General features: G+C 68.5%; 5 protein-coding genes. 3 read left to right on the top strand and 2 right to left on the bottom strand.

What is annotated here, in order from left to right:
• Positions 1-96 precede the first annotated feature (96 nt).
• Complete coding sequence (locus EP380_RS17900; RefSeq protein ID WP_127599779.1) at positions 97-1,083, top strand: Gfo/Idh/MocA family protein; 987 nt, start codon at positions 97-99, stop codon at positions 1,081-1,083.
• Between the two features lie 87 nt (positions 1,084-1,170).
• Positions 1,171-4,803, top strand: a complete 3,633-nt coding sequence (locus EP380_RS17895; protein ID WP_238719924.1) for a tetratricopeptide repeat protein — start codon at positions 1,171-1,173, stop codon at positions 4,801-4,803.
• A gap of 79 nt (positions 4,804-4,882) precedes the next feature.
• Here EP380_RS17895 and EP380_RS17890 read toward each other — a convergent pair whose 3' ends face one another.
• Positions 4,883-6,577: a glycine/sarcosine N-methyltransferase gene (locus EP380_RS17890; protein WP_106572994.1), complete on the bottom strand. Its 1,695-nt coding sequence runs from the start codon at positions 6,575-6,577 to the stop codon at positions 4,883-4,885.
• Positions 6,578-6,983: 406 nt separating this feature from the next.
• Positions 6,984-8,102, bottom strand: a complete 1,119-nt coding sequence (locus tag EP380_RS17885) for a zinc metalloprotease HtpX (protein WP_127599775.1) — start codon at positions 8,100-8,102, stop codon at positions 6,984-6,986.
• A gap of 302 nt (positions 8,103-8,404) precedes the next feature.
• Here EP380_RS17885 and dnaK point away from each other — a divergent pair, with 302 nt between their 5' ends.
• Entirely contained in the window at positions 8,405-10,321 is a 1,917-nt protein-coding gene (gene dnaK / locus EP380_RS17880; protein ID WP_106572996.1) for a molecular chaperone DnaK, read from the top strand.
• The last annotated feature ends 178 nt before the right edge of the window (positions 10,322-10,499 follow it).

The following is a 10,499-nucleotide window of genomic DNA, read 5'->3' as shown; positions in this document are numbered from 1 at the left end:
GCAGCCTCGCTGGTGGCCCGGCGGGGAGTGCGCGGCATCTTTTCATGTCACCCGGCGAGCGCTAGGCTGAACCCCTCGTTGCGAGGGAGATGGCCGTTGTTCCGCTGGGGTATCCTGTCCACCGCCAAGATCGCCCGCGATCATCTGCTGCCGGCCATGCAGGATGCAGAAAACGGCGTCGTCACCGCGATCGCCAGCCGCGACCTCGCCCGCGCCCGCGCGCTCGCCGACCGGTTCGGCGTCCCGCACGCCTTCGGCAGCTATGAGGACCTCCTCACCTCGCCCGATGTCGACGGCGTCTATATTCCCCTGCCGAGCGCGCAGCATGTCGAATGGGCGATCAGGGCGGCGGACGCCGGCAAGCATGTGCTGGTGGAAAAGCCGCTGGCGCTGGAGGCCGGCGACATTGCCCGGGTGATCGCGGCGCGCGAGCGCAACCGCGTCGTCGTCAGCGAGGCCTTCATGGTCTTTTATCACCCGCAATGGCAAAAGGTGCGCGATCTGGTGCGGCAGGGCGGCATCGGCCGCCTGCGCCACGTGCAGGGCGCGTTTTCCTATTTCAACGTCGATCCCGACAATATGCGCAACAAGCCCGAACTCGGCGGCGGCGCGCTGCCCGATATCGGCGTCTATCCGACCGTGACCACCCGCTTCGTCACCGGCGAGGAACCGCGACGGGTGCAGGCGGCCGTGGCGCGCGACACGCGGTTCGCAACCGACATCTATGCCAGCGTGAAAGCGGATTTCGGCGGGTTCGAACTCTCCTTCTACTGCTCCACCCAGATGGCGTTGCGCCAGTCGATGGTGTTCCACGGCGACACGGGTTTCATCGAGCTGCACGCGCCCTTCAATGCCGGCGACTACGACCATCATCGCGTCGAACTGCACGACCAGACCCATACCGAAGCGACCGTGTGGCGCTTTCCGGCCACCCGGCAATACCGGCTGCAAGTGGAAGCCTTCGCGCGGGCGGCGGCCGGCGAGGACGTGCCCGTCTTCACGCTCGAGGACTCGGTCAAGAACCAGAAGCTGATCGACGCGATCTACCGCGCCGGACGCCATGAGGGGTGGGAGCCCGTGTGAGCGTCGGGGCCCCGGCATGACCGAGGGCGGCCGCCTTGCTCCCGCCAAAAGCCCGCGCTTTGATGGAGCCGGGCATGGGTGGTGACGATGCGGATCGGCTGGCAGCGCAGAGCGGGACGTAACAAGCGTCGATGGGCAGGCGGGGTGCTGCTCGGCCTGTTCCTGGCGGGTGCGCCGGCTTTTTCCTATGCCGGTCCGGCCGAGGACGCCGAGGCGCAGGCAATGGAGGTCCAGCGACTGCTCGACGACGACCGGGCCGCCGATGGCGAGGCCCTGGCCCGCGCCGCGCTCGCCGCGGCGGAGACGGCGTTGGGCGCGGACGCGCTGGAGACGGCCAATCTCCACCGGCTGCTCGGCGACACGCTGTTCGAGCAGGGCCGCTTCGGCGAGGCCGAATCCCATTTCCGCAAGGCGCTCGCCGTGCGCAGGGCGCGGCTGGCGCCGGACGATCCGGAAATCGCCCGCTCCGCCAACGATCTCGCGGTGACGCTGAAATCCACCGGCGCCTATCGGGAAGCCGAAAAGCTCTACAACCTGGCGCTCGCCATCCGCCAAAGCGCGCTCGGCCCGGATCATGCCGACGTGGCGACGACCTTTTTCGGTCTCGCCCGGCTTTTCGGCGCCAGGGGCGACCATGCCGAGGCCGCCGCGGCGATCGAAAAGGCGATCGCGATCGGCGCGACCGCATTCGGTCCCGACCACAGGACCGTGGTCTTGTGGCGCGGCGAGCGGGCCTTCATGCTGCATTTCGCCGGCAGCTACGCGGTGGCGGAACCCGCCTATCGCGCCGCGATCGCAGCGGCCGAGGCGTCCTTCAAGGACGACGACGTTCATCTCGCCTCCTATCGGCAGGGGCTCGCCAATCTTTTGTTCGAGACGCGGCGACCCGGCGCGGCCGAACCGCTTTATCGCGCGGCCCTGGCCGCACGCGAAACCGCGCTCGGTCCCGACCATCCGGCGGTTGCCGCCTCGCTGGAGGGGCTCGGCCGCGCGCTCGAGAAACAGAAGAGGGCCGCCGAAGCCGTCACCGCCTACCGCCGCGCCCTGCCGATCCGCGAGGCGAGCGCGGGCAGGGCGGCGCCGGCCACCGACGCGGTGTTGATGCGTCTCGGCGTGGCGCTGATGGGCGACGAACGGGCCGACGAGGCCGAGCAGGTGTTTCGCCGGCTGCTCGCGTTGCGCGAGCGCGCCCAGGGGCCCGATGCGGCAGGCGTCGGCGAGGCGGCGCGCTGGATCGCCAATGCCGCCAATGCCGGCGACCGCGCCGCCGAAGCCGAAATCTTCGCCAAGCGGGCGCTGTCGATCAGCCTGGCGGCGCGCGGGGACGACGATCTCTTGACCGGGTTCGACTTTCTCGTGCTCGGGCTGGTCTATTCCGGCCAGCAGCGTTTTGCCGAGGCCGACCCGCTGCTGACACGGGCGCTGTCGATCATGGAAGGCCACGGCCAGGAAAGCGAGCAGATGGTCCTGGCGCGCACCGCGCTCGCCTACACCCGCTTCAGCCAGCGCCGGCTGGATGAGGCGGCGGCGCTGACCCGGCGCTCGCTGGACGCGGTGACGGCGGCGCGCGGCGCCAGCGATCCGACGGCGGGCGAGCTGATGCTGACGCTCGCCTATATCCGGCTCGAACAGGGCGATTTGGCCGCCGCCGAGCGCTTGAGCCAAGCCGCGCGCGCCATCTTCGCCACCCTTGCCTCCCGGCAGCGCTCGGCAATCCGCGCCGACAGCCTGATCGGCCGGATCCGCATGGCCGAGGGCCGGTTCGACGAGGCCGGCGAACAATTCGCCGCCGCGCTCGCCTGGCTGCGGGGGCGCTTCGGCACCGACAGCGCCGAGACGATCCCGGTGCTGGCCGATCTGGGGGAGGCCGCGTTCATGCGCGGCTCCTTTGCCGCCGCACGACGCGCACTCGAACGCGCGGCGACGCTGACCGAACGCCTGGCCGCGATCGACGCGCAAAACGCCTTCGCCAACCGCACCGGCAGGATCGAGGACCAGGCCGTCGCGCGCGGGGCGATCTTCGATCATCTGGTCAAGACCTATGAGCGCCTGTCGCAAGAACGGCCGCGGGAACGGACCGCCCTTGCCGAAAAGGCCTTTCTGACCGCGCAGCGCGTCATTGATTCGCGCGCCGCGGTCGCGCTTTCGCAGCTCGGCGCCCGCCACGCGGCCGGAAACGGCGACCTCGCCCGCCTGGTGCGCGAGCGGCAGGACCTGGTCGAGCGCTGGCAACGGGACGACCGCCGCCTGACGAGCCTGCATGGGCAGGACCGCTCGGGCGACGCCATGGCGAGCATCGCGACGCTCGAAGCCGCGCTGTCGCGGACCGACCGCCGCATCCGGGCCATCGATGCGCGGCTTGCCGAGGCGTTTCCCGATTTCGCCAGCCTGCGGCGGCCGGCGCCGGTCGGCTTCGCCGCCGCCCGGGCCGCGCTCGCCGAGGACGAGGTACTGTTGTTCTACGCCGACACCAGCCCGCTCGGCACGGTCGATTTCGAGACCTATCTGTGGGCGGTGCCCAAGCGCGGCGCGGCGCGCTGGATCAGGCTCGACAGGCCGAGCCGCGCGCTGGCGGCGGATGTGCGCCGGCTGCGCGGCATGCTGGGCGTCGGGCCGCTGACGCGCGGCGCGCAATCGCTGGTGGCCGACGGCGAGCCCGACCGAAAGGGCGCCGTGCTCGCCATCGCGGCCGGGCTTTATGAGACGATGCTGGCGCCGGTCGCCGACATGATCGCCGGCAGGACGCTGGTGGTGGTGCCGTCGAGGAGCCTTGCCAGCCTGCCCGTCCACCTTCTGGTGCGCGCGCGGCCGCGGACCGGCGGCGCGGCGGACTACAGCGAGGCCGGCTGGCTGTTGCGCGATCATGCGATCGCGGTGATGCCGTCCGTGGCCTCGCTCGCCGTCCTGGCCGCGGTCGGCCGCGCCGACGACGAGCGCGTCCCCTATCTCGGTTTCGCCAATCCGTTGTTGACCGGTCCGGGCGACGACGACCGGCGCGCCTTTACGCGCACCGAATGCGGTCCGGCGGCGGCCGGCGGCGGCGCGGCGGCGGCCGCGCCCATGCCGGCACTGTCGTCGCTGTTTCGCGGCGCCGTGGCTGATGTCGGCGCGGTGCGCCGGCTGGCGCCGCTGCCGGAAACGACCGACGAGGCCTGCGCGATCGCCCGGGCGCTGCGGGCCGGCGACGACGCCGTCTCTCTCGGCCGGGCGGCAAGCGAGGCCGGGGTCAAGCGTGCGTCGCAGGACGGCCGGCTCGCCCGGGCGCGCATCGTGCATTTCGCCACGCACGGGCTCGTCTCCGGCGATCTGTCGGGCCTCGCGGAACCGGCGATCGTGCTGACACCGCCGGCGACGGCGACGGCGCGCGACGACGGGTTGCTGACGGCCTCGGAAGTGGCGACACTGAAGCTCGATGCGGACTGGGTGATCCTGTCGGCCTGCAACACCGCCTCCGGCGACGGCGGCGGCGAGGCGCTTTCCGGCCTGGCGCGCGCCTTCTTTTATGCCGGCGCCCGCGCGCTGCTGGTGTCGCACTGGCCGGTCCAGTCGGATGCCGCCGTGCGGCTGGTGACCGGCGCGGTCGCGGCGCTTGCCGCCGATCCGCGCATCGACCGGGCCGAGGCGCTGCGCCGCGCCATGCTGGCCGAGATCGAGGCCGGCGGCGCGCGCGCCGATCCCGCCGCCTGGGCGCCGTTCATCCTGGTCGGCGCGACACGCTGAGGGGCCGCCGCACCCAAAAAAATACGGCGCCCCGTTGCCGGGACGCCGTCGTTTTGCGTCAGGCGCGCGCGCCCGTTTTTCAGTCCGGCTTGCGGAACAGCTGGATGCCCCAGGCCAGATGACCGGCATCGGCCGCCTTGACCCAGTTTTCGAGCCCGACCGCCATCTTGTCGAGATAGTCGCTCGAGGCGCCGCTCTCGCGCAGCTTGTCGTAATTGGCCAAAAGCTCCTCGCGAACCCGGAAATAATGGGTGCGCAGATCGCCGGTCAGGTCCTCCTGCGCCACGATCTCGAAGCCGAGCGCCTGCGCGGCCTCGCGGTAGAAGCGGAACGAGCCCAGGCTGTTCAACTGCAGGCGGTCGTAGACCGGCTGCAGCACGCCGTCGGGCACGTCGTCGGCCTGCATCGGGTCGGTGAAGACGAAATGGCCGCCGGGCTTGAGCACGCGCCAGACCTCCGCCAGCACCTTCTCGCGCTGGTCGGAATGCAGGATCGCGTCCTGGCTCCACACCACGTCCTGGCTGGCGTCGGCTTCGGGAATGTCCTCGAACACACCGTGCACGACGCGGATCTTGTCGGCGAGGCCGGCACGCCGGTTCTTGTGGCGGTTGGTGTCGTTCTGGGTCTCGGAGATGTTGAGGCAGGCCGCCTCGTTGCCGAACTTCTTGACCACATGGCGCATCGAGCCGCCGTAGCCGGCGCCGATGTCGAGGATCTTGGTATCGGAACCGATCTCCGGCAGGGCCGCGATCATGCGGTCGACGGTGACGACGGAGGCCTCGCGGATGTCCTTTGTGTCCTTGTAGATGCCGATATGGAGGTCCTCGCCGCCCCAGACCGTGGAGTAGAACGTGTCGGCGTCGTCGCCGTCGTAATAATCCTCGGTGACGTCGCGGATATCGGCCTGGCCCTCCGGGCGCGCCTCGCCGCCCCAGCGCACGACGTGCAGGGTCGACTTCTCGGCCACGTGGACGAAGAAATCCGGTTCGTTTTCGGCATAGGTCTCCTGGAAGTCGCCATAGGTGCGCACCCGCTGGAAACCGGCCTCCGACAGGAGCTTGCGCACGTAGTTCTTGCGGATCGGACACAAATTGAGCGTGTATTCGGCGCCGTCGGGGAAGCTGTATTTGAAGCGCACCAGGCTGTCGTCGATATGCTCGGGCTCGGCCGTGACCTTGTCGCCGCAATAGTAGAATTTGTGTTTCGACTTGAAGCCCTCGTCGAGCATGGTGTCGTAGTTGCGCTGGTCGAGGATCAGGATGCCGTCATGCTTGAGCGCGGCGTAGAATTCCGCCAGCGCGCGGCGGCGGTCGGCCTCGGTGTGCAGATGGGTGAAGGAATTGCCCAGGCAGATGATGGCGTCGTATTTGCCCTGGATGTCGCGGTTGAGCCAACGCCAGTCGGCCTGCACCGTCTTCAGGATCAGCCCGCGCGCCTGGCCGTTCTGGAACGCCTTGGCCAGCATCGCGGCCGAACCGTCGGCCGAGGTGACGTTGAAACCGGCCTCGTTGAGGCGCACGGAGTGGAAGCCGGTACCGCAGGCGACGTCGAGCACGGTTTCCTTGCCCCTGGCGCGCAGCACGTCGATGAAGAACTGGCCCTCGCTCTCGGCCCGCGCCGTCCAGTTGATGAGTTCGTCCCACTTCTCCACGAAGGTCATCACATATTCGCCGCGATAGAGATCGGTCTCGCGGTTGGCCAGCGGATCGTCGCCATAAAGCTGCTGGTCCATTTCCAGCTCGGCATTTGGCTGTTTGAGTGCTGCCTCGTTCATATCGCTCTCCGTTTCGCCTGTGGTTCGCATCGGCCGCAACCCGGCCGGCGCGGCGGGCAGCAGCGGCGCGGCCCGCTACGGACCACGCACAATGGATGGTGAACGCCTCGGACCCCCGACAGGGCGGCGCCTGCCCGCGCAGAAACGCGCCCGACGGGCGCGCGACAAAGGCTGCGAGAGCAGAGGTGGCCAAATTCAAGGCGCCGAAAGCGGCGCGGTTCCATCGACTGGAAAAGCCACCGTGATTGGTGGCCGCAGGATATCGTCCGAAAACGACATTGCAAGGTCCGATTACGACATTCTTGCCGGGAACGCGCGCAAGCCGGCGCAGGAGCCGCGTTTTGCCCGCGATCTCAGTGGCTTGGCCGAAACGAATTATGATCGCGGCGTGGCAGGGACGGGCTTACTACCACCACACGCCGCCGCGGCGGATGCGGATGCGCGGCCGCCCGGCCGGATCGGCCAGCGCGCCGGAACGGGCCGGACGCGCCGCCGCCTCCTCCGCCACGATGGACCCACTCGGCATCAGGCCGGCAAGACGCCGATAGGTCGCCGCGTCGGGCCGGCGACGGCCGATGGCGGGAATGAAGCTCGCGCGCCGCTGCCGCGCCCGGCCGCCCGCTTGACCGGGCAGATCCTCATGCGGCAGGTCGCCCGCGCCCTTCAGCGCCATCAGTCGCCGGACCCGCTCGTCGGTCGGCGGGTGGGTGCGCAGCACCGAGGGGTCGGGAATGCGCCCGCCCGGAAGCAGCAGGCTTTCCCACAACCGCCCCTGGGCACGCTCGAGCTTGACCAGCGCCGAGGCGAGTCCTTCGGGATCGCCGGTCAGCATGGCGGCGCCGAGATCGGCGTCGTATTCGCGCGTGCGCGACAGCGCCATCTGCAACAGGCCGCCGACGGTGGGCGCGGCCAGCAGCACCAGAACCGCCAGCCAGGGCACCTGCGCCTGATAGCCGCCGGCGAAGACGACCAGGTTCAACACCAGCGACAAAAGGCCGATCGTCGACATGACCGAGGTGAACCGCGAAACCATGTCGGCCAGGGCCATCACCTTCACGTCCTCATGGGCGATGTGGCTGACCTCGTGCGCCAGGATCGCGGTCAGTTCGCGCAGGCTCATGCGCCGGATGAGCGCGTCGGTGACCGCGATCGCCGAATCGTCGCGGCGGCCGACGGCAAACGCGTTCATCATGCGCGAGGGCACGACATGAAGAACCGGCGCGGCCGGCAGCCCGGCGCGCCGGGCGAGTTCTTCCAGAATGGCGATCCCTTCGGCGAGCTGCGCCCGCGAGACCGGCCTTGCCTTGTACATGGACAGGACCAGACGCGGGCTGACGCGGCGCATCGCCAGCATCGAGATCGTGCCGACCACCAGCGCGTAGACGAGCGCCACCAGGCCGCCGAACGCCCAGGCGCTGACGGCGAGGATCAACAGGCTGCCGGTGGCGAGCAGCCAGGTGTGCAGCGTGTTCAGCGCGCGGCTGCGGCGCTGCTGGACGAGGTCGAGATTGGATTGCCGGCTCATGCGCCCAATATGGGGAATGGATGGCGCTTTGCCGAGTCTCGACGATATCTCGGTCCGCGTGTCCCGCCGTCGGCCGAACCGGGCTTTTTTTGGTCGCGCCGGGGTTGGGAAGGTGCGGCGGACGGCATTTGCAGGCAAACGGCGCCGCACGACGCTTGCGCCCCGAAATCGCTGTTCTTATATACGCCGCAACGCTGCACGCGCATTCCCTCGGGAAGCTGTGGGGCGCTTTCTTGTGAACAGGGGCTGCCGCGCCGAACGCCGCAATGGGTCCTTGGCAGCCTGCTTAGCGGAGAAGAAGAATGGCAAAAGTAATTGGTATCGACCTGGGAACCACGAACTCGTGTGTCGCGGTCATGGACGGCAAGGAACCGAAGGTCGTCGAAAACGCCGAAGGCGCGCGCACGACGCCGTCGATCGTGGCTTTTTCCGACGGTGACGAGCGCCTCGTCGGCCAGCCTGCCAAGCGGCAGGCCGTGACCAATCCGGAAGGCACGATTTTCGCGGTCAAGCGCCTGATCGGACGGCGCTACGACGACCCGGTGACCGACAAGGACAAGAAGCTCGTTCCCTACAAGATCAGCAAGGCCGACAATGGCGATGCGTGGGTCGAGGTTCAGGACAAGAAATATTCGCCCTCGCAGATTTCCGCGATGGTCCTGCAGAAGATGAAGGAGACGGCGGAAAGCTATCTCGGCGAGAAGGTCGAGAAGGCCGTCATCACCGTTCCGGCCTATTTCAACGACGCCCAGCGTCAGGCCACCAAGGACGCCGGCAAGATCGCCGGGCTTGAGGTGCTGCGCATCATCAACGAGCCGACCGCGGCCGCGCTCGCCTACGGGCTCGACAAGAAGAAGTCCGGCACGATCGCCGTCTACGACCTCGGCGGCGGCACGTTCGACATCTCGATCCTGGAGATCGGCGACGGCGTGTTCGAGGTGAAGTCGACCAATGGCGACACCTTCCTGGGTGGCGAAGACTTCGACATGCGTCTGGTCAATTACCTCGCCGAGGAATTCAAGAAGGAGCAGGGCATCGATCTGAAGAACGACAAGCTCGCCCTGCAGCGGCTGAAGGAAGCCGCCGAGAAGGCCAAGATCGAGCTGTCGGCGACATCGCAGACCGAAATCAACCTGCCCTTCATCACCGCCGACCAGTCCGGCCCCAAACATTTGACGATGAAACTCACCCGGGCGAAGTTCGAAAGCCTGGTCGAGGATCTGGTCAGCCGCACCATCAACCCGTGCAAGGCGGCGTTGAAGGACGCCGGCGTGCAGGCCGGCGAGATCGACGAGGTGGTGCTGGTGGGCGGCATGACGCGCATGCCCAAGATCCAGGAGGCGGTCAAGCAGTTCTTCGGCAAGGAGCCGCACAAGGGCGTGAACCCCGACGAGGTGGTCGCCATGGGCGCGGCCATTCAGGCCGGCGTTCTGCAGGGCGACGTCAAGGACGTGCTGCTGCTCGACGTGACGCCGCTGTCGCTCGGCATCGAGACGCTGGGTGGCGTGTTCACCCGTCTGATCGACCGCAACACCACGATCCCGACCAAGAAGGGCCAGGTCTTCTCGACCGCCGAGGACAACCAGTCCGCGGTCACGATCCGGGTCTTCCAGGGCGAACGTGAAATGGCGGCCGACAACAAGATGCTCGGCCAGTTCGACCTGGTCGGCATTCCGCCCGCGCCGCGCGGCGTGCCGCAGATCGAGGTCACGTTCGACATCGACGCCAACGGCATCGTCAACGTCTCGGCCAAGGACAAGGGCACCGGCAAGGAGCACCAGATCCGCATCCAGGCGTCGGGCGGCTTGAGCGACGACGAGATCGAGAAGATGGTCAAGGACGCCGAGACCAATGCCGAGGGCGACAAGCAGCGCCGCGAGGCGGTCGAGGCCAAGAACCAGGCCGAGGCCCTGGTTCATTCCTCGGAGAAGTCGCTGGCCGAGTACGGCGAAAAGGTCTCCGAGGACGATCGCAACGCGATCTCCGAGGCGATCGCCGCGCTCAAGACCGCGGTCGAAGGCGACGATGTCGAGGACATCAAGACCAAGACCAACGCGCTCGCCGAAGCCTCGATGAAGCTCGGTCAGGCCATGTACGAGGCCTCGCAGGCCGAGGCGGCGGAAAGCGATGCCCAGGCCGACGCCGAAAAGAGCGGCGAGGACGTCGTCGATGCCGATTTCGAGGAGATCGACGACGACGACAAGAAGAAGTCCGCCTGAGCGGCCCCTTCGTTCGACTGAAGGCCCGGCGCACGGCGCCGGGTCCGCAGGCAGACGACGAACCCTCATTCGCGGCCGGGCCGCGGGTGAGGGTTTTTTGTTGCGCGGACGGCCACCGGACGCCGGGCGGCGGCGATGCCCGGTCACGGGAAACGCGTCGGGGACGGAGGCCCACAAC

This window comes from Nitratireductor alexandrii, from assembly GCF_004000215.1.
Taxonomy (GTDB): domain Bacteria; phylum Pseudomonadota; class Alphaproteobacteria; order Rhizobiales; family Rhizobiaceae; genus Mangrovimarina; species Mangrovimarina alexandrii.
This window is presented reverse-complemented; position numbering and strand designations above follow the sequence as displayed.

Bases quoted from the DNA above. Each gene is read 5' to 3' on its own strand.
- EP380_RS17895 (WP_238719924.1), top strand. From the start codon at position 1,171: ATGCGGATCGGCTGGCAGCGCAGAGCGGGACGTAACAAGCGTCGATGG.
- EP380_RS17890 (WP_106572994.1), bottom strand. From the start codon at position 6,577: ATGAACGAGGCAGCACTCAAACAGCCAAATGCCGAGCTGGAAATGGAC.
- EP380_RS17885 (WP_127599775.1), bottom strand. From the start codon at position 8,102: ATGAGCCGGCAATCCAATCTCGACCTCGTCCAGCAGCGCCGCAGCCGC.
- dnaK (WP_106572996.1), top strand. From the start codon at position 8,405: ATGGCAAAAGTAATTGGTATCGACCTGGGAACCACGAACTCGTGTGTC.